Source organism: Cryobacterium zhongshanensis, assembly GCF_022760445.1.
In the GTDB taxonomy this organism is placed as follows: domain Bacteria; phylum Actinomycetota; class Actinomycetes; order Actinomycetales; family Microbacteriaceae; genus Cryobacterium; species Cryobacterium algoricola.
Map to the genome: position 1 here is coordinate 305,087 of NZ_JALGAR010000003.1, position 18,148 is coordinate 323,234.

Genomic DNA, 18,148 nt, shown 5'->3' on the forward strand with positions numbered 1-18,148 from the left:
GTCGAACTCCCTGTCTGCCGGCGGTGCCGCGGCTGGTGTCGGCCGAGGGGCCGAGAATGGCCCGGTGGGCCGGGACAAACGTCCCTCGTTGATTCAACGCCACTTTTCCGGCTCGCGGGCCCTTCCGGGCTGGGAATCAACCGAGAGGACGCTCCATCCTCCTGTGACCCGGCGAAGGCATCCGTTGCGCCGGTATGCAGTCAAGAGGAGCATCATGGATTGCATGACACGCCACGCTCCGATCCAGGACATCAACGAAGACTCCCTCGTCGTGAAGAAGCCGAAGACCAGCGCGGCGGGCCTCGAAGCCGTCGTCGTCGCGCTCGAGCGCGGCGTCGCCCAGGCCGGCATCGGCCGCACGGCCCGGGCCCTGCTCCGGCTCAACCAGCGTGACGGGACCGACTGCCCCGGCTGCGCCTGGCCGGAATCGCAGGGTCACCGCAAGACCGCCGAATTCTGTGAGAACGGCGCGAAGGCCGTCGCCGAGGAGAGCACCGTCCGCCAGGTGACCCCGGCATTCTGGGCGGAGCACTCCATCGCCGAACTCGCGACGAAGACCGAGTACTGGCTCGGCAACCAGGGCCGCATCACGCACCCCGTCGTCATCCGCCCCGGCGACACGCACTACTCGCAGATCTCCTGGAACGACGCCTTCGAGCTCATCGGCGAGCAGATCCGGGCCACGACCCCCGACCGCACCGTCTTCTACACCTCCGGCCGCACCGCAAACGAGTCCGCGTTCCTCTACCAGCTGTTCGCCCGCTCGATCGGCACGAACAATCTGCCGGACTGCTCGAACATGTGCCACGAGTCCTCCGGCTCGGCGATGAACGCGACGATCGGCATCGGCAAGGGCACGGTCTCCCTCGAGGACATCCACCACGCCGACCTCATCCTCGTCGTCGGCCAGAACCCGGGCACCAACCACCCGCGGATGCTGTCCGCCCTGAAAGAGTGCAAGGACAACGGCGGGAAGGTGGTCGCGGTCAACCCCCTGCCCGAGGCCGGGCTGTTCAACTTCAAGGACCCGCAGTCCTTCTCCGGCCTGATCGGCGACGGCACCGCCCTCGCCGACGAGTACCTGCAGATCAAGGTCGGCGGCGACCTCGCCCTGTTCCAGGCGCTCGGCCACCTGCTCCTCGAGGAGGAGAAGAGGGTGCCCGGCTCCGTCGTCGACCAGGCCTTCGTCGACGCCAACACCCAGGGACTCGAGGAGTACCGGGCCGCGCGCGGCGAGATCGACTGGGAAGAAACCGAGAAGGCGACCGGGCTCTCCCGGCTGCAGATCGGCGTCGTCGCGAGCATGCTCGTGACGTCGAAGGCCACGATCATCTGCTGGGCGCTCGGACTGACCCAGCAGCCCCACTCGGTCAACACGCTCAAGGAGATCATCAACCTGCTCCTGCTGCAGGGCAACTTCGGCAAGCCGGGCGCGGGAGCCTGCCCGGTGCGCGGCCACTCCAACGTGCAGGGCGACCGCACCATGGGCGTCTGGGAGAAGCCGAAGGAGGCCTTCCTCGCCGCACTCGACACCGAATTCGGGATCGTCAGCCCCCGGGAGCACGGACTCGATTCCGTCGCGACGGTCGAGGCCTTCGAGAACGAGGACGTCGACGTGTTCGTCTCCCTCGGCGGCAACTTCGCCCTCGCCTGCTCCGACACCGCCAAGCTCGAGGCCGCGATGCAGCGGGTCGGGCTCACGGTCCACATCTCCACGAAGCCGAACCGCTCGCACGTGATGCACGGGCGCACCTCGCTGATCCTGCCGACCCTCGGCCGGACCGACACCGACGACAAGCACCCCGGTGGCCGCCAGGTGCTCTCCGTCGAGGACTCGATGTCGGTCGTGCGCACGACGCAGGGCCGCCTCGACCCGGTGTCCGAGCATCTGCTCGCCGAACCGGTCATCGTCGCCCGGATGGCGAGCGCGACCCTCGGCGCGGACCACCCCGTCGACTGGAAGGCGATGAGCGAGGACTACGACCTCATCCGCGACCACATCTCCCGGGTGATCCCCGGCTTCACCGACTTCAACCGCCGGCTGAAGACGAAGAACGGCTTCGTGCTGCCGAACCCCCCGCGCGACACCCGCAGCTTTGCGACCGACATCGGCCGCGCCCGGTTCACGGTCAGCCCGCTCGAGTACCTGACTCCGCCGGCCGGGCACCTGATCCTGCAGACCATCCGCAGCCACGACCAGTACAACACCACGTTCTACGGGCTCGACGACCGGTACCGCGGCATCTCGAACGGGCGCAGGGTCATCCTGATCAACGAGGACGACGTCGTCGAGCTCGGCTTCCACGACCGCGATCTCGTCGACGTGATCAGCACCTTCCGCGGCGAGGAACGCCGCGCGGACGAGTTCCGGCTCGTGGTCTACCCGACCCCGCGGGGCTGCGCGGCGGCGTACTTCCCCGAGGCGAACGCGCTGATGCACCGCGAACTCGTCGCCCGCGAATCGAACACCCCCGGCTACAAGGCCATGTCGGTGCGCTTCATCGCCCACGAGCCCGCCCTGGTACCGACCGCCGGTTAGGACGCGGGGCCGAGCACCACGCGGAGCATCCGGGTGAAGGCCGCCCGCTCGGCGCCGAGCGGGGTGAAGAAGCGTTGGTCGACTCCTTCCACGGCCGTGGTTGCGTGTCGGGCGAGCTCGGCTCCCGCCGCTGTCACCCGGAGCGACTTTGCCCGGGCATCCGTCGGGTGACCCCGCCGTTCCACGAGGTCCTTCCGTTCCAGGGTGCGCAGCACCTGCGAGGTCATCATCGGGTCCGTTCCGGCGTGGCGGGAGAGTTCGCGCTGGGTGGTCGGCCCGTCTGTGTCGAGCCACGCGAGCGAGGCGAGCAGCACGAACTGCACATGGGTCAGGTCGAACGGCCGGAGCGCGGCCCGTTGCGCGGCCTGCCAGGCATTGGTGACGCGCCACAGCATCAGTCCCGTGCTGTCCTCCGCGGACGCGAACTCGCTGTCGAGCCCGTTCTCCCCGGCGTCCGGCATCAGTGGTCAGGGTCTTTAGGGGCAGCGGATGCCTCGGCGAGCGCGAACAGCCCGGCCATCGCCTCGGGGAAGTCCGCACTGATCTCCGGGCCGAGCCCCGGTCCGATCTCGTCAGCGTCCTGCCCGGTGATCACGAGTTCGTGGGTGACCCGGGTTCCGCCGTCACTCGGTGTGAACAGGTGCCGGAACGTCAGCACAACGTCGCCGAATGTGGTCTCGTCGGCATACCGTTCGTTCGGGGCCAGTTCGATGATGCGGGATCGGAAGGTGTCCTGCCCGACCGGCGTGACGCTCAACTCCGTGCCGACGGTGAACGCCCCGTCCATTTCGAAGACGTCCCCGCCCGCGGCCGCTGCGACCCCGGTGTGGATATCCCGAAAAGCCGCCCAGACCGCGGCGGGTGTGGCGCTGGTGTCTGCCGTGTACTCAGTTCTCCACATCAGGTGACCTCTCGTCCGCAGCTGCCCCGCGAATCGGAGCAGTTAGTATGCGCACATACTAATTCGGCACGGCGGAACCGGCAAGAGCCGCTGGGGCGGAAGTCGCAGCACCCTCGGCGCCGGCGACATCGTCCGCCGCGCGCCCGCCGCCGGTGATCCGTTCGGCGCCCGCGTAGATCACCATGGAGTCGCCGCGCAGGAATCCGACGAGGGTCATGCCCACGTCGGCTGCGAGTTCCGCCGCGAGCGAGGACGGCGCGGAGACCGCGGCCAGCATTGGGATGCCGGCCATCGCGGCCTTCTGGACGAGTTCGAAACTCGCCCGGCCGGAGACCTGGAGCACGGTTCCGCGCAGCGGCAGCCGGTCCTCCTTGACCGCCCAGCCGATCACCTTGTCGACGGCATTGTGGCGCCCGACGTCTTCGCGCAGCACGAGCAGTTCCCCGGTGGCGGCGTCGAAGAGTCCGGCCGCGTGCAGGCCGCCGGTCTTCTCGAAGACGGCCTGACCGGCCCGGAGCACGTCCGGGAATGTGGTGAGGCGTTCGACGTCGAGGAGGACGGGGTCGTCCGACACGGTGAAGACCGACCGGGTGCGCACGGCGTCGATGTTCGCCTTGCCGCACAGCCCGCACGCGCTCGTGGTGAGGAAGTTCCGTTCCAGGCTCGGGTCGGGTGCGGCGACGCCGGGCGCGAGGCTCACGTCGAGGACGTTGTAGGTGTTCTCACCGTCGACGGTGGCGCCGGCGCAGTAGCGCGCCGCGAAGAAATGCTCGCCGCGGCTGATCACGCCCTCGGAGACCAGGAAGCCGGCGGCCAGGTCATAGTCGTTGCCGGGCGTGCGCATCGTCACCGCGAGCGAGGTGCCGTTCACGCGGATCTCGAGCGGCTCCTCGACGGCGAGCACGTCTTCCCTGGTGGTCCGGCGGCCGCCGACGGTGAGTCGGACGACCTTTCGTCGTGCAGTGATTCGTGTCATTGTTGCTGGTCACCCTCCGATGTACGACATTTCGATCTTCTTCTTGCCGGATGCCCGCAGCTCGCTCGTCTTCGCGCTCCGCAGGTCCGAGTACCGGTCGGTCCGCTCTCGCCAGACCGACGCCATGGCCGCGGACAGCTCGTCGTCCGTGGCGCCGCCGCGCAGAAGCGCGCGCAGGTCGTGTCCCTCCGTCGCGAACAGGCAGGTGAAGAGTTTGCCGTCCGTCGACACCCGGGCGCGGGAACAGGTCGAGCAGAACGACTGCGTCACGCTCGAGATCACCCCGATCTCACCGCTGCCGTCGCGGTAGCGCCAGCGCGCCGAGGTCTCACCGGTGTAGTTCGGGGCGACCTCCTCGAGCGGCAGTTCGGCGTCGATCCGGGCGATCACCTCGCTGGAGGGAACGACGGCGCCCATCTCCCAGCCGTTGCTCGAGCCGACGTCCATGAATTCGATGAAGCGGAGGATGACCGGGGTGCCCTGGAAGTGCCGGGCCATCGCGACGATGTCCCCGTCGTTCTGGCCGCGCTTGACGACCATGTTGACCTTGACTGGGCCGAGCCCGACGTTCGAGGCGACCTCGATGCCGTGCAGCACCTTCGCGACCGGGAAGTTCACGTCGTTCATGGCCCGGAAGGTCGCGTCGTCGAGGGAGTCGAGGGACACCGTCACCCGGCGGAGCCCGGCGTCCTTCAAGGCCTGCGCCTTGACCGCGAGCGCCGAGCCGTTGGTGGTGAGGGCGATGTCGATGGGCCGTCCGTCCGGGGTGCGGAGCGCGGCGAGCTGGGCGACGAGGTCCTCGAGGCCGCGACGGAGCAGCGGTTCCCCGCCGGTCAGCCGGATCTTGCCGACCCCGTGCGCGACGCTCACCCGGGCGAGCCGGGTGATCTCCTCGAAGGTGAGGAGTTCGTCGCGTTCCATGAAGGCGAAGTCGCGGCCGAAGACCTCCTTCGGCATGCAATACACGCACCGGAAGTTGCACCGGTCCGTGACCGAGATCCGCAGGTCGTGCAGCGGCCGGCCCCGGGTGTCCGTGAGTGTCGGGTTTCCGGTCATACGCTCCACCCTAATCTTCTGTCAGCATGGCCCCGCGACACGGATGCCCGGCCAAGGCGGCCCTGGCCGGGCATCCGCTCGACACGGCTGCTGTTACGTCACTGGTTCACTACTTGACGTAACCGTTCGGGTTGAGCACATATTTCACGGACTTGCCGGCATCGAACTCGGCGTAGCCGCGCGGCGCGTCCTCGAGGCTGATCGCCTGCGCGTTGACGGCCTTCGCGATCTGCACCTTGTCGTTCAGGATCGCCATCATGAGCTTGCGGTTGTACTTCATCACCGGGCACTGGCCCGTCGTGAAGGACAACGACTTCGCCCAGCCGAGGCCGAGCCGGATCGAGAGCGACCCGACCTTCGCGGCCTCGTCGACCCCGCCCGGGTCACCCGTGACGTAGAGCCCGGGGATGCCGAGCGCGCCACCGGCCGCCGTGATCGTCATGAGCGAGTTGAGCACCGTCGCCGGACGCTCCTCCCCCGCGGCCTGGCCGTGCCCGCGGGCCTCGAAGCCGACCGCGTCGACGGCGCAGTCGACCTCGGGTACACCGAGGATCTGCTCGATCTGGTCCTGCGGGTCGCCCTTGCGCAGGTCGACCGTCTCGCAGCCGAAGCTGCGGGCCTGAGCCAGCCGTTCCTCGTTGAGGTCGCCGACGATGACGGCGGCGGCTCCGAGCAGGTGAGCGGAGGCTGCGGCCGCGAGGCCGACCGGCCCGGCACCCGCGACGTAGACCGTCGACCCGACGCCGACATTGGCGCTCACCGCCCCGTGGAACCCGGTGGGGAAGATGTCGGAGAGCATAGTCAGGTCCATGATCTTCGTGAGGGCCTGGTCCCGGTCCGGGAACTTCAGAAGGTTCCAGTCGGCGTACGGCACGAGAACGTATTCGGCCTGGCCGCCGACCCAGCCGCCCATGTCGACATAGCCGTATGCGCTGCCGGGGCGGTCGGGGTTGACGTTCAGGCAGATCCCGGTCTTGCGCTCCTTGCAGTTACGACACCGGCCGCAGGAGATGTTGAACGGGACCGACACGATGTCGCCGACCTTGATGAACTCGACGTCCGGCCCGGTTTCGACGACCTCTCCGGTGATCTCGTGCCCGAGCACGAGGTCCGCGGGCGCTGTCGTGCGTCCGCGGACCATGTGCTGGTCCGAGCCGCAGATATTGGTGCTCACCGTGCGGAGGATGACCCCATGCGGCACCTTCCGGCCGACATTGGCCGGGTTGACACCGGGCCCGTCCTTCAGTTCGAAGGTGGGGTAGTCGATGTCGATGACCTCGACGTGTCCCGGGCTCTTGTAGGCAACTGCTCTGTTCCCTGTCATTACATACCTTCCTAGATTCTGCGATGTGATCCTCTGTACACGGCCGCTTCGGTCGTGCGAGATTGCAGTGGTGCTAGTTGGTGCGCTGTGGGGGGTGGTGCGTTACTCATCGGTACCGTCTTCGACGAAACACCCATCGGCCGGGGATATCAAGGGGGTCGCCGAGACTCTGGGCGGATGCGGATGCGCGGGCCCCCGGGAGCGCCTAGCGTAAGGGGCATGGCCCTTCCTCCCCTTGTCGAACCCGTTGCCCGGCTCACCCCGACCGAATCCGTGCGCACCGCCCGCCAGCGCCGCCTGCCGCAGCTCGACGATCTCGGCCAGCGCCGTCTCGCGAACGCGAAGGTGCTCGTGCTCGGCGCGGGCGGCCTCGGCTCCCCCGCCCTGCTCTACCTGGCGGCCGCCGGAATCGGCACGATCGGCATCGTCGACGGCGACGACGTCGAACCCAGCAACCTGCAGCGCCAGATCGTGCACGGGCAGGCGGATGTCGGCCGGCCGAAGGTCGTGAGCGCCGCGGAGTCCATCGCGGCCATCGCGCCCGCCACCATCGTCATCCAGCACGCCGAGCGCCTGGACCACGGCAACGCCCGCGCGCTCATCTCCGGGTACGACGTCGTGATCGACGGCACAGACAACTTCCCGACCCGGTTCCTCGTGAACGACGTCTGCGCCGAACTGGGGAAGCCGCTCGTCTGGGCATCCGTGCTGCGCTTCGATGCCCAGCTCTCGGTGTTCTGGGCCGCCCCGCCCGCAGGGAGCGGCGTCGCGGGCGTGCAGTTGCGGGACCTGTTCCCGAATCCGCCGGCAGAGGGCGAAGTGCCCAACTGCGCGGAGGCCGGCGTGCTCGGCGCCCTCTGCGGCCAGGTCGGTTCGCTGATGGCGACGGAGGCGATCAAACTCGTCGCCGGCATCGGTGCGCCGCTGATCGGGCGGGTGCTCGTGATCGACGCCCTCTCCGGGCGCTTCACCGAGGTGCCCCTCGTCGGCGGAGACGCGGAGCTCCACGCCCGGGCAGCCACGGAGGCTGCGGAGGCCGCAGCTGCAACAGCGACCGGTTCCGGGAACGGTTCCGGGCCTGCGCCCACTCCCGTCTGGCCGACGCTGTCACCGGCCCAGCTCGTCTCCCGGCTCGTGGCGCGTGCGAACGGCGCAGACGACTTCATCGTCGTCGACGTGCGCGAACCCGGAGAGCACGCCGAAAGCGCGGTCCCCGGCTCGCTGCTACTCCCCCTCGACCAGCTGCGCAGCCCGGAGGGCCTGGCGTCGCTGCCCCGCGACGTACCCCTCGTGCTGCACTGCGCGCAGGGGCCGCGCGCCATGAGCGCCGCCGCCGCGCTCGCTGCGGACGGCTTCACCGACCTGACCCTGCTCGAGGGCGGGATCGCGGCCTGGGACGCCGCCGTCGCCGAGGGCTCAGCGCCGGGATCCGGGCAGAAATGGTCCACCCAGTGGTCGGGGACCTGGTCCCCGGAGTGGTCCATCGAAGCGCGGAGCTGACCGTGGTCGCACCGGAGGGCGACGCCGGCCACCACGGCCACGCGCGGCGCGACGGGCACGGTGACGCGGCATCCGCCCGCCCGGTCGCCGAGCATCTCGACTGGATTCTTGCGCAGCTGCCCGTTCTCGAGCCCGTCCGGGTTCCGCTCGACCTTGCGCTCGGGCTCGCCCTCGCCGAGCCCGTCACGAGCGCGACGGACACCCCGCCCTTCGACAACTCGGCGATGGACGGGTACGCCGTACGGCGTGCCGACCTGCTCGCCGCGACACCGGGGAGCCCGGTCATGCTGCCCGTCGTCGCCGACCTCGCGGCGGGTACCGCGCAGAACCCGCGCATCGACGCCGGGCAGGTCGCCCGCATCATGACCGGGGCTCCGATCCCCGACGGGGCGGATGCCGTCGTCCCGATCGAGGACACCGACCGGGGAATCGACCGGGTCGGCATCCTCAGGGCGCCGGAACCCGCCGCGCACATCCGCAGGGCCGGCAGCGATGCCGCCGCCGGCGACACCGTGCTGCGGGCGGGGACGACGCTGTGGCCGACCAGGATCGCCGCCGCCGCGAGCGCCGGCCGGGCCGAACTGCTTGTGCACCCCGCGCCCCGGGTCGCCGTGATCTCCACCGGAGACGAACTGATCGTGCCGGGCTCCCCCGCCCGGCGCGGCCAGATCCCGGACTCCAATTCCTACCTGCTCTCCGCCGCCGTCGCCCAGGCCGGCGGCGTCGTGCACCGGATCGGCGCCGTCCCCGACAACGAGGAATCCCTCCGCAGAGTGCTCGACTCCCTCGTCGGAACGGTGGACGCGATCATCCTCTCCGGAGGAGTCAGCGTCGGAGCATACGACGTCGTCAAGGCCGTACTCGCTCCGCTCGGAATCTGGTTCGGTCCCGTGCGGATGCAGCCGGGCAAGCCCCAGGGCTTCGGCCGGCTGCCCGCAACCGGCACCGGCACCGGCACCGGCAGCAGCGACGCCGGCAGTAGTGCCGTCAGCGCAGCCGGGGGCACGGGCACGGCCGGGAGTACTACCGGGAGCACGGCACCCGGCCCGATCGTGTTCGCCCTGCCCGGTAACCCGGTGAGCGCGTTCGTCTCCTTCGAGGCCTTCGTGCGTCCGGCGCTCCTGTTCATGGGCGGCCACGGCAGCATCACCCGCCCGACGATCACCGGGACCGTCGCCCGCGGCTGGAGCTCCCCCGGTGGACGGCAGCAGTACATGCCCGTCGTCTGCGAACGCCGCGGCCCGGAGACCCTGGTCTGGCCGGCCACTTCCGGCGGCTCCGGCTCGCACCTCGTCGCGGGGCTCGGCCAGGCCGAGGGCCTCGCCGTCGTCCCGGAGGACTGCGACACCGTGACCGAGGGTGACCTGCTCCCCGTCATGCTGGTGATATGAGTCATTCCGGAGATGTGAGCCATGCTGGTGTTATGACTTCCGCCCGAGACGAAACCGCCGCCGCCCCGACCCCGCAGCCCGTACCCGATCGGCGGACAGTGCGGGGAGCGCAGGGCGGACAGGCCGCGCAGTCGGCGCAGCCGTTCACGCATCTCAATGCGGCCGGCCAGGCCCGGATGGTCGACGTGACCGAGAAGCAGCCGACCGTGCGCAGCGCGACCGCTGCGGGCTTCGTGTTCTGCGGACCCCGCGTGGTCGCCGCGCTTCGCGACGGCACGACGCCCAAGGGCGACGTGCTCGCCGTCGCACGCATCGCGGGCATCCAGGGTGCGAAGAAGTGCGCTGACCTGCTCCCCCTGGCCCACGTGATCGGGGTTCACGGTGCGGCGGTCGACCTCACGATCGAGGACACGGGCGTGCGCGTGGCCGCGACCATCCGCACGGCCGACCGCACCGGCGTCGAGATGGAGGCGCTCACGGCCGTGTCGATCGCTGCTCTGGCGGTCGTCGACATGGTCAAGGGACTCGACAAGTCCGTCAGCATCGGGGACATCCGCCTGATCAGTAAGACCGGCGGCAAGTCCGGCGACTGGCTGCGCCCCGCCGAGTAGGGCCCGCCCATCATGCCCGACCCCCTCGCCCCTAACGAATTCGACGGAGTTGTGGGGAAGAACGCACCGGAGAAGCCCGAAACCGGGGGATTTGGGCAAAATCTCCGTCGAATTGGTTCGGGACCCGGCGGCTCGGGACCCGGCGGCTCGGGGCCCGGCGGCTCGGGGCCCGGCGGCTCGGGGCCCGGCGGCTCGGGGCCCGGCGGCTCGGGGCCGATCGACCTGATCGTGCTCGCCGGTGGCCGCGGCAGCCGCCTCGGCGGTGCCGTCAAGCCCGCCGTCGAAGTCGCCGGCCGCACGCTGCTGTCCCGGGTGCTCGACGCGCGCACGCTCGCCCGTCGAGTCGTCATCGTCGGGCCGGTGTCGGCTCGGGTGGCCGCCGGTCCCGAGGCGAGCGGAGTGCTCTGGGCGCTCGAGGACCCACCGTTCGGTGGCCCCGTCGCGGGTATCGCCGCCGGCCTCGCCGCCCTCGCCCGGCCGGTACCCGCGCCCGCATCCACACCGGGAGCCATGCCCACACCCGCATCCGCACCCGCATCCGCAGCGGGAGCCAAGGCCGTCGCACCCGGGGCCCGACGCGAACCCGAAGCCGGACCCACACCCGCGGGCACGGCGCCCGCCCCGGCAGAGTGGCTGCTCGTGCTCGCGTGCGACCTGCCCTGGGCGGCGGCCGCCGCCGGCACCCTCGTAGCGGCCCTCAGTGATCAGGCCCTCGCTGACCAGGCCCGCGCTGAGCCTGCCCTCGCTGACCGCGCGGGTACGAACGCCTCCGGCCCGGACGCCCTCGATGGCCTGCACCTGTCCGACCCGGACGGTCACCCCCAGTGGCTCGCCGGCCTTTACCGGGCAAGCGCCCTCCGAAGCGCCGCCGCACGTCTGGGCCCCGGAGTGGACGGAGCGAGCATGCGCGCCCTCCTCGCCGGACTGCGTCTCGTCGGAGTCGCCGACGCTGACGGCAGCGGACGTGACGTGGACACGTGGCAGGATGTTGAGTGGAGCACCGCGCTCCTGTCGGGAACCAGCCCGATCAGCAGCACCCCTCCGAGGAGCGACACCGAATGAGCACCTCCACCCCCCTGCCTCCCGAGGCCCTCGACGACTGGCTTGCCGTCCTCGCCGCCGGACTCGACCTCGATCCGGCCGACGTTCCGGTCGGCGCGCTCCTGGACGTCGCCCGCGACGTCGCCCACGGTGTCGCCCGTCCGGCCGCCCCGCTCAGCACGTTCCTCGTCGGTTTCGCCGCTGCCCGCAACGGCGGCACCGCTGCCGACATCGAACAGGCCTGCGCGACCGCCACCCGGCTCGCCCTGGCCTGGCCGGCGACGCACCCCACCGAGACGCGCTAGTGGCCGGCATCCGCTTCTTCGCCGCCGCAGCAGAGGCGGCGGGCACCGAGAGCACGACCGTCGACGTCTCCAGCGTCGGCGATCTTCGCGCACTCCTGACCGAGCGCCACGGCGTCGAATTCGCCAGAATCCTGTCGCGCTGCTCCCTGTTGGTCAACGGCACCCGGGCAGCGGATGATGCGGTCCCACTCGCCGGGACCGATACCGTCGACGTCTTGCCCCCCTTCGCCGGCGGCTGAGGCTCCGGCCGCCTCCGCGGTCCCTATCGGGCCTACGGGCCGCGAAAGTCATGGATTCCCCTCAACAGGAACCTGATCAGAGGGAGTTTCCACAGACCTGAGCGATATTCAGAGAATGTCGGTGGTCGGTCGTAACTTTGAGGCATGACCAACCTCCCCGAGTCGCCCGAGTCGCCCGCTTCACCCGATCAGCCGCACGGCGACCAGGTGCACGGCGACCCGGTGCTCGTCGACCCGGTGCTGGCCAATCCGGTGCTGGCCAATCCGGTGCAGGGCGACGTGCTCGGTGGGTTGCGGTCGATGGTGGATGTCGTCACCGGGCTGGGCGGTTCGTCCGCCGCCGTCGACACGCTCAGCGATGAGGCGGTACTCGAGGGCCACGTGTTGATCGCAGGGGCCCGACGGGCCCTGGACACCCAGGCGGCATGGTTCGCCGCGACCCTGGCCCGGCGGTCCAGACCCGAACTCGGCGGCCAGGGCCTCGCCGCCCGACGGGGATACCGCACCCCGGAAGACCTGCTCCAGACCATCTCCGGGTCGAGCAAGAGCGACGCGGTCAAACTGCTCGGCGTGGGCCGGCTGCTCGTCGAGACCGACGCCGCCGAGAAAGCCGCCCGGGAAGCCGCCGAAGCGCAGAGGCTGCTCGATGAGATTCCGCCGCTTGACGGGGCCGTTCCAGCGCTGCCGCCGGTCGACCTTCCGGTTCCGGCGGCCGCGGTGCCGCCGTGGCACGCCCCGATCGGCCGGGCCCTCGGAGAAGGCTGGCTCAGCGTGGAGAAGGCCGACGCGCTCCGCAAGGGCCTGGGTGACCTGGACCGGGCGATCACCCCCGAGAAACTCACCTCCGCCCTCGCCCGGCTCCTCTCCGAAGCACGCACCCTGAACGCCGACCAACTGTTCAAACGGGCCCGCCGGGTGCGGGACGTACTCGATGAGGCCGGCATCGCCGCCCGGGAGAAAGCCGCCTACGACGACCGGTCCCTGCGGTTCTACCGGCTCCACACCGGGCAGGTACGCATGGTCGGCCTCTTCGCCCCCGAAGACGGCGAATACCTGATGCAGACCTACGATGCCATCACCAGCCCCCGCCGCGGCGGGGTCAGGTTCGTGGACAAGGAACAGGCCGCGTGGGCCAAGCGGGTGCAGGACGACCCGCGCACCACCGAGCAACTCACCGCGGACGCGTTCCTCGCCCTGACCAAACTCGGCGTCAAAGCCGACCCGAAACGCATCGCCGGCGGCCGCAACCCCGCCGTCCGCATGGTCACCATCCACCCCCGGAGCACCACGCCGACCGGCACCGCACCTACCGGGGCCGCATTCACCGGCGTCGCACCGACCGCGACGGCCCAGGTCGGGACCGCGTCGACCGGGGCCGCAGCCAGCGGGACCGAACCGGGCGGGCCGACTGCCGCTGCGGAGGAACTCGCATCCGATGCCGCGTCGAGCCCCGGGACCGCGACACCCGAGCTCAAGCCGGGTGTGATCGAGGGGACCGCGGTGACAGTTTCGGCCGAGACCCTCGAACGCAACCTCTGCGATACCGGGATCCTCGACGTCACCTTCGACGACCACGGACACGGCCTCGACCTCGGCCGCGAACAACGCACCTTCAGCCCCGCCCAACGGGCCGCCCTCGCCATCCGCGACGGCGGCTGCATGTGGCCCGGCTGCGACCGACCACCTTCCTGGACCGAAACCCACCACATCCAACACTGGAAAGACGACACCGGGCAAACCAACCTGGCCGACGGCATCCTGCTCTGCCGGGCCGACCACCTCAGACTCCACAACGAACACTGGCGCATCACCCGCGACGACACCGGCCGATACTGGCTCACCCCACCACCCCGACTCGACCCCGAGCAGACACCCATCCCCCTCACCAGCACGAGCACGATCCTCCGAGACACCGACTGAGCCGGCGGAGGATCGGCGGCGCAGAGGGATCGGGAGGGACGGCGAACTTGACGGGCTCGAACGGCCGGGAAGGCCGAGCGCCGAGTCCACCGCGGAACCGGTGTTCGACCGCAGCCGGATGGAACGCGCGCGATGGACTCGACGGGTACGAACGGCCGGGAGGGCCGAACACCGGGTCCACCGCGGAACCGGTGTTCAGTAGCAGCCGGATCGAACGGGAGCGACGAGCTTCACATGAACGGACGGTCGGGACGCCCGAGTCGTCAGAGGCCGAGGCCGACCCAGGCGTGGGTGCCGTCGACTTCGTACTGTTTCTTCCAGATCGGGACCTCGGCCTTGACCGCCTCGACGAGCCGCTCGCAGACCAGGAAGGCGTCGGCGCGGTGCGCGCTCGCGACGGCGGCGACGAGGGCGAGGTCGCCGACCTCGAGGTGGCCGATCCGGTGGCTCACGACGAGCTCGACCGCGGGGTTCGCGGCCCGGAACCGGGCGGCGATCTCCGTGAGGATGCGCCCGGCATCCGGATGGGCGCTGTAGTCGAGGCCCGTCACAGCGCCTGTGGCATCGGGGTCGTGGTCCCGCACCTGGCCGATAAAGGTCACGACGGCGCCGGCCGACCGGGACGACACCGCGAGGACATGCGCGGCGACGTCGAGCGTCTGCTCGGTCACGAGGGACAGCGGAGGTATGCGTTCGGAATCCACAGCCCCAGAGTACCCGCGGCTGCCCGCGATGACCCGCGAGCCCCCGCGAATCCCCCGTACCGGCACCCTCCCTAAGTACCCGTAACGGGCAGTATGCTGTCGCCGGCGGAAACCATTCACCGTCGAATCGACAGCCGGAACGAGGTTCACCGATGCCGCACCAGCCCCACAGACTGATCCCCGCGAGTTTCACTCCCGGCCCCTCCCTCACGCTGCGCACACGGGTCGAGATCACGCCCGACTTCGGTCGGAGCGCCACGATCGCCGGCTACGCCGTCTCGAGCGACGGTCCTGTTCCCCCGGCGATCGGGCTCGACCGTGCGGCTCTTACGGATGCCGGGTTCACCGGGGCGGTGGGCCAGACGCTCGTGCTGACCCGGGCATCCGCACCGACCCTCGTGGCCATCGGCGTCGGCGGCCAGGGGCAGCTCACGACCGCGACGCTCCGAGACGCCTCCGCCGCCTTCGCCAGGGCCGGCCGGCACGGACGCCATCTCGCGACTGACCTGATGAGCGCCGTGAGCGGCCTCGACCCGGTCGCGGCCAGCGCCGCCGTCGTCGAAGGCGCCCTGCTCGCCCGCTATCGCTACCTCGAACTCAAGACGAAGACCACCGAGGTACCCCTCGAGGCCCTCGACCTCGTCGGGAGCACAGCGCACCCCGACGGCGTCACCCGCGGCCTCGCCCTCGCCCGGGCGACGGCTCTGGCACGCGACCTCGCGGCGGCCCCGCCCTCCCACCTCACGGCGACGGTCTTCGGCGACTTCGCCGAAACCCTCGCCCCGCAATTCGGACTCGAGGTGAGCGTGTTCGACAAGGCGGAGCTCATCGACCTCGGCTGCGGCGGCCTCCTCGGCGTCAACGCCGGCAGCATCGAAGAGCCCAGGATGATCGAGGTCCGGTATCGTCCCTCGGGACAGCCGACCGGCCACCTCGCCCTCGTGGGCAAGGGCATCATGTATGACTCCGGCGGGATCGCACTCAAGCCGGGAGACGTCACGCACCTCGCGATGAAGATGGACATGTCCGGTGCCGGCGCGATATTCGCCGCGATGACGGCGCTGGCCGAACTCGGCTGCACGAACGCCGTGACCGGTTACCTGATGTGCACAGACAACATGCCCTCCGGTTCGGCGACGGCGATGGGCGACGTCCTCACGATCCGCGGCGGTACGACCGTCGAGGTGAAGAACACCGACGCGGAGGGCCGGCTCGTGATGGCGGATGGCCTCGTCCTCGCCACCGAAGAGGGCGTCGACGCCATTGTCGACCTCGCGACCCTCACCGGAGCGGCCCTCGTCTCGCTCGGCCCGATGATGGCGGCGCTGTTCGGCAACGAGCAGGGCATCGTCGACCAGGTACGCGCAGCATCCGACCTCACCGACGAGACCGTCTGGCAGCTACCGCTCGACCGCCGCTATCGCAACCAGCTCGACTCGGACGTCGCGGACATGTCGAACCTCGGCGGGCCATTCGCCGGTGCGACGACCGCCGCCCTGTTTCTCGCGGACTTCGTCGGCGACACCCCCTGGGCGCACATCGACATGTGCGGTCCCATGCAGTCGGACTCCGATGACTCCTGGCGGACCAAGGGACCGACCGGTTTCGGCGCCCGCCTGCTCGTCGAACTCGCGCTCGGCTTCCGGCCCCCGGCCTCCTGAAGACGACCGTCGCCACCGGAGACAGACGGCCCGCCCGTGTCAGGGAGCCCTGACGAGGTCGCGCTGTCCCGTTGGCGCGAGCTCACACCCTCTCGAAGACGGCGGCGAGGCCCTGGCCACCTCCGATGCACATGGTCTCGAGCAGGTAGCGCCCCCCGGTACGGTGCAGGTGCCTGCTCGCGGTCGCCAGGATGCGTGCGCCGGTCGCGCCGACGGGATGGCCCAGGGAGATGCCGGAGCCGTTCACGTTGGTGCGTTCCCAGTCGGCCTCGGTGAAGTTCCACTCCCGGCTGACCGCGAGCACCTGGGCGGCGAATGCCTCGTTGAGCTCGATCAGGTCGATGTCCGCGAGGGTGAGGCCTGCGCGTGCGAGAGCTCTCTTCGTCGCGGGCACCGGTCCGATGCCCATCCGCGACGGCTCGACGCCGGCCCTGGCCCAGGTCACCAGGCGCACGAGCGGCGTGAGCCCGAGTTCGGCGGCGCGTTCCGGGGTGGTCACGAGGCACGCGGCGGCCGCGTCGTTCTGCCCGCTCGCGTTTCCGGCGGTGACCGTCGCGTCGGCATCCGTGCCCAGCAGGATGGGACGCAGCCCGGCGAGACCGGCCAGGGTCGTGTCCGGCCGCGGGGTTTCGTCGCGGGCGACGACGACGGCGCCCTTGCGCCCCGGAACCGTGACCGCCACGATTTCGGCATCGAAACGGCCCTCTGCGACGGCCGTCGCGGCACGCTGCTGCGACCTCACGGCGAGCTCGTCCTGCTCGGCACGACCGATGCCGTACTCCCGGCGCAGGTTCTCCGCGGTCTCGAGCATGCCGCCCGGAACCGGATAGTTGCGGCCGCCCGCGGTCTCCCGTCCGCGACTGAGTGCGTCGCGGAGCAGCAAGCCCGGCCCTGCCCCGATTCCGAAGCGTGACTCGACGGTGTAGAACGGCGCCTGGCTCATCGAGTCGACGCCGCCGGCCACGACGACGTCGCTGATGCCGGTCTGCACCTGCATCGCCGCGTCGAGCACGGCCTGCAGGCCTGAGCCGCACCGCCTGTCGAGTTGGAGCCCGCCGACGGTCACCGGCAGACCGGCGTTGAGGGCGGCGACGCGGGCGACGGATGCCGCCTCCGCGGTCGGGTAGGCCTGCCCGAGGATCACGTCGTCGATGACGCCCCCGTCGATGCCGGTACGTTCCAGCAGCGCCGCGATCACCGCGGCGGCGAGGTCGGCCGGTGCGACCGTGGCGAACACGCCGCCGAAGCGCCCGATCGGTGTGCGCAGCGGTTCACAGATGACGACCTCGCGCATCCGCTCGTTCATGCGCCGACCCCAGACAGGAGGGTGCGAATGACGCCCGGTTCCGCGGGCACGAGCAGCCGCGCCCCGGTCGCCGCCTGGACGTCCGCGACGGCGACGCCCGGAGCGACCTCGCGAAGTACGAGCCCCTCACCGGTGACGTCGATCACCGCGAGGTCGGTGATGATCCGGGTGACCACGGCCTTGCCGGTCAGCGGCAGGGAGCATTCTTCCAGGATCTTGAAGTCGCCGGCACGCGTGACGTGCTCCATCACGACGATCACGGTGTCCGCACCGTGCACGAGGTCCATCGCCCCGCCCATGCCCTTGATCAGCTTGCCCGGCACCGCCCAGTTGGCGATGTCTCCCGTCGCCGAGACCTGCATCGCGCCGAGCACGGCCACGTCGATGACCCCGGCACGGATCATGCCGAAGCTCTGGGCGGAGTCGAAGTACGCCGCACCGGGATTGACGGTGATGGTCTCCTTGCCGGCGTTGATCAGCTTCGGGTCTTCCTCGCCCTCCCACGGGTATGCGCCGACGCCGAGCACCCCGTTCTCCGAGTGCAGGATGACCTGCACCCCCTCGGGCAGGAAGTTCGGGATCAGGGTCGGCAGGCCGATCCCGAGATTGACGTAGCTGTCTGGGGCGAGTTCCTGCGCGGCGCGGGCCGCCATCTCGTTGCGGGTCAGGGGCAT

General features: G+C 70.4%; 17 protein-coding genes. 9 read left to right on the forward strand and 8 right to left on the reverse strand.

The genetic code is table 11. The annotated features are described in order from the left end of the window. Positions 1-223: 223 nt before the first annotated feature. Positions 224-2,539, forward strand: a complete 2,316-nt coding sequence (locus MQH31_RS13030) for an FdhF/YdeP family oxidoreductase (protein ID WP_243012391.1) — start codon at positions 224-226, stop codon at positions 2,537-2,539. Here MQH31_RS13030 and MQH31_RS13035 read toward each other — a convergent pair. From MQH31_RS13035 to fdhA, 5 genes are all read right to left on the reverse strand, one after another. Beyond that, positions 2,536-3,000 carry a MarR family winged helix-turn-helix transcriptional regulator gene (locus MQH31_RS13035; RefSeq protein ID WP_243012392.1) on the reverse strand — a complete coding sequence of 155 codons (465 nt, stop codon included), beginning with the start codon at positions 2,998-3,000 and terminating at the stop codon, positions 2,536-2,538. The genes MQH31_RS13030 and MQH31_RS13035 overlap by 4 nt on opposite strands. Beyond that, complete coding sequence (locus MQH31_RS13040) at positions 3,000-3,440, reverse strand: SRPBCC family protein (RefSeq protein WP_243012393.1); 441 nt, start codon at positions 3,438-3,440, stop codon at positions 3,000-3,002. Before MQH31_RS13040 ends, MQH31_RS13035 begins: the two co-directional genes overlap by 1 nt. A gap of 58 nt (positions 3,441-3,498) precedes the next feature. Continuing rightward, entirely contained in the window at positions 3,499-4,416 is a 918-nt protein-coding gene (fdhD, locus tag MQH31_RS13045) for a formate dehydrogenase accessory sulfurtransferase FdhD (RefSeq protein WP_243012394.1), read from the reverse strand. Between the two features lie 9 nt (positions 4,417-4,425). Continuing rightward, positions 4,426-5,472, reverse strand: a complete 1,047-nt coding sequence (gene moaA, locus MQH31_RS13050) for a GTP 3',8-cyclase MoaA (RefSeq protein WP_243012395.1) — start codon at positions 5,470-5,472, stop codon at positions 4,426-4,428. A 109-nt stretch (positions 5,473-5,581) separates the two neighbouring features. Further along, on the reverse strand, positions 5,582-6,796 hold the full coding sequence (fdhA, locus tag MQH31_RS13055; RefSeq protein WP_243012396.1) for a formaldehyde dehydrogenase, glutathione-independent: 1,215 nt from the start codon (positions 6,794-6,796) through the stop codon (positions 5,582-5,584). A gap of 219 nt (positions 6,797-7,015) precedes the next feature. On the opposite strand from fdhA, the gene MQH31_RS13060 reads away from it, so the two are divergent. From MQH31_RS13060 to MQH31_RS13090, 7 genes are all read left to right on the forward strand, one after another. Further along, entirely contained in the window at positions 7,016-8,296 is a 1,281-nt protein-coding gene (locus MQH31_RS13060; protein WP_243012397.1) for a ThiF family adenylyltransferase, read from the forward strand. Continuing rightward, positions 8,236-9,687: a molybdopterin molybdotransferase MoeA gene (locus tag MQH31_RS13065; RefSeq protein WP_243012398.1), complete on the forward strand. Its 1,452-nt coding sequence runs from the start codon at positions 8,236-8,238 to the stop codon at positions 9,685-9,687. Before MQH31_RS13060 ends, MQH31_RS13065 begins: the two co-directional genes overlap by 61 nt. A gap of 32 nt (positions 9,688-9,719) precedes the next feature. After that, positions 9,720-10,298 carry a cyclic pyranopterin monophosphate synthase MoaC gene (gene moaC, locus MQH31_RS13070; RefSeq protein ID WP_279238753.1) on the forward strand — a complete coding sequence of 193 codons (579 nt, stop codon included), beginning with the start codon at positions 9,720-9,722 and terminating at the stop codon, positions 10,296-10,298. 12 nt (positions 10,299-10,310) lie between these two features. Further along, complete coding sequence (gene mobA / locus MQH31_RS13075) at positions 10,311-11,360, forward strand: molybdenum cofactor guanylyltransferase (protein WP_243012399.1); 1,050 nt, start codon at positions 10,311-10,313, stop codon at positions 11,358-11,360. After that, a complete protein-coding gene (locus MQH31_RS13080; RefSeq protein ID WP_198416014.1) occupies positions 11,357-11,644 on the forward strand; it encodes a DUF6457 domain-containing protein in 288 nt (95 codons plus the stop codon). Before mobA ends, MQH31_RS13080 begins: the two co-directional genes overlap by 4 nt. Next, the gene (locus MQH31_RS13085) at positions 11,644-11,883 is read left to right on the forward strand and encodes a MoaD/ThiS family protein (RefSeq protein ID WP_243012400.1); all 240 of its coding nucleotides are present in this window, start codon (positions 11,644-11,646) and stop codon (positions 11,881-11,883) included. The genes MQH31_RS13080 and MQH31_RS13085 overlap by 1 nt, the downstream gene beginning before the upstream one ends. A 144-nt stretch (positions 11,884-12,027) precedes the next feature. Further along, positions 12,028-13,803 (forward strand): HNH endonuclease signature motif containing protein, encoded by a 1,776-nt coding sequence (locus MQH31_RS13090; protein ID WP_243012401.1) that lies wholly within the window; start codon positions 12,028-12,030, stop codon positions 13,801-13,803. Between the two features lie 263 nt (positions 13,804-14,066). Here the strand turns inward: MQH31_RS13090 and MQH31_RS13095 are convergent, their stop codons facing one another. After that, positions 14,067-14,507: a molybdenum cofactor biosynthesis protein MoaE gene (locus MQH31_RS13095; RefSeq protein WP_243012402.1), complete on the reverse strand. Its 441-nt coding sequence runs from the start codon at positions 14,505-14,507 to the stop codon at positions 14,067-14,069. Between the two features lie 152 nt (positions 14,508-14,659). On the opposite strand from MQH31_RS13095, the gene MQH31_RS13100 reads away from it, so the two are divergent. Beyond that, a complete protein-coding gene (locus MQH31_RS13100) occupies positions 14,660-16,168 on the forward strand; it encodes a leucyl aminopeptidase family protein (protein ID WP_243012403.1) in 1,509 nt (502 codons plus the stop codon). An 82-nt stretch (positions 16,169-16,250) separates the two neighbouring features. On the opposite strand, the gene MQH31_RS13105 is transcribed toward MQH31_RS13100, so the two are convergent. Next, positions 16,251-17,474 (reverse strand): acetyl-CoA C-acetyltransferase, encoded by a 1,224-nt coding sequence (locus MQH31_RS13105; RefSeq protein ID WP_243012404.1) that lies wholly within the window; start codon positions 17,472-17,474, stop codon positions 16,251-16,253. Then, positions 17,471-18,148 carry a 3-oxoacid CoA-transferase subunit B gene (locus MQH31_RS13110; protein ID WP_243012405.1) on the reverse strand — a complete coding sequence of 226 codons (678 nt, stop codon included), beginning with the start codon at positions 18,146-18,148 and terminating at the stop codon, positions 17,471-17,473. The genes MQH31_RS13105 and MQH31_RS13110 overlap by 4 nt, the downstream gene beginning before the upstream one ends.

What these genes read in the sequence shown, in the direction of transcription:
- moaA (WP_243012395.1), bottom strand. Translation starts at nt 5,472, where the DNA reads ATGACCGGAAACCCGACACTCACGGACACCCGGGGCCGGCCGCTGCAC.
- MQH31_RS13110 (WP_243012405.1), bottom strand. Translation starts at nt 18,148, where the DNA reads ATGCCCCTGACCCGCAACGAGATGGCGGCCCGCGCCGCGCAGGAACTC.
- MQH31_RS13080 (WP_198416014.1), top strand. Translation starts at nt 11,357, where the DNA reads ATGAGCACCTCCACCCCCCTGCCTCCCGAGGCCCTCGACGACTGGCTT.
- MQH31_RS13035 (WP_243012392.1), bottom strand. Translation starts at nt 3,000, where the DNA reads ATGCCGGACGCCGGGGAGAACGGGCTCGACAGCGAGTTCGCGTCCGCG.
- MQH31_RS13040 (WP_243012393.1), bottom strand. Translation starts at nt 3,440, where the DNA reads ATGTGGAGAACTGAGTACACGGCAGACACCAGCGCCACACCCGCCGCG.
- fdhD (WP_243012394.1), bottom strand. Translation starts at nt 4,416, where the DNA reads ATGACACGAATCACTGCACGACGAAAGGTCGTCCGACTCACCGTCGGC.
- MQH31_RS13030 (WP_243012391.1), top strand. Translation starts at nt 224, where the DNA reads ATGACACGCCACGCTCCGATCCAGGACATCAACGAAGACTCCCTCGTC.
- MQH31_RS13090 (WP_243012401.1), top strand. Translation starts at nt 12,028, where the DNA reads ATGACCAACCTCCCCGAGTCGCCCGAGTCGCCCGCTTCACCCGATCAG.
- fdhA (WP_243012396.1), bottom strand. Translation starts at nt 6,796, where the DNA reads ATGACAGGGAACAGAGCAGTTGCCTACAAGAGCCCGGGACACGTCGAG.
- MQH31_RS13060 (WP_243012397.1), top strand. Translation starts at nt 7,016, where the DNA reads ATGGCCCTTCCTCCCCTTGTCGAACCCGTTGCCCGGCTCACCCCGACC.
- moaC (WP_279238753.1), top strand. Translation starts at nt 9,720, where the DNA reads ATGACTTCCGCCCGAGACGAAACCGCCGCCGCCCCGACCCCGCAGCCC.
- MQH31_RS13100 (WP_243012403.1), top strand. Translation starts at nt 14,660, where the DNA reads ATGCCGCACCAGCCCCACAGACTGATCCCCGCGAGTTTCACTCCCGGC.
- mobA (WP_243012399.1), top strand. Translation starts at nt 10,311, where the DNA reads ATGCCCGACCCCCTCGCCCCTAACGAATTCGACGGAGTTGTGGGGAAG.
- MQH31_RS13065 (WP_243012398.1), top strand. Translation starts at nt 8,236, where the DNA reads ATGGTCCACCCAGTGGTCGGGGACCTGGTCCCCGGAGTGGTCCATCGA.
- MQH31_RS13105 (WP_243012404.1), bottom strand. Translation starts at nt 17,474, where the DNA reads ATGAACGAGCGGATGCGCGAGGTCGTCATCTGTGAACCGCTGCGCACA.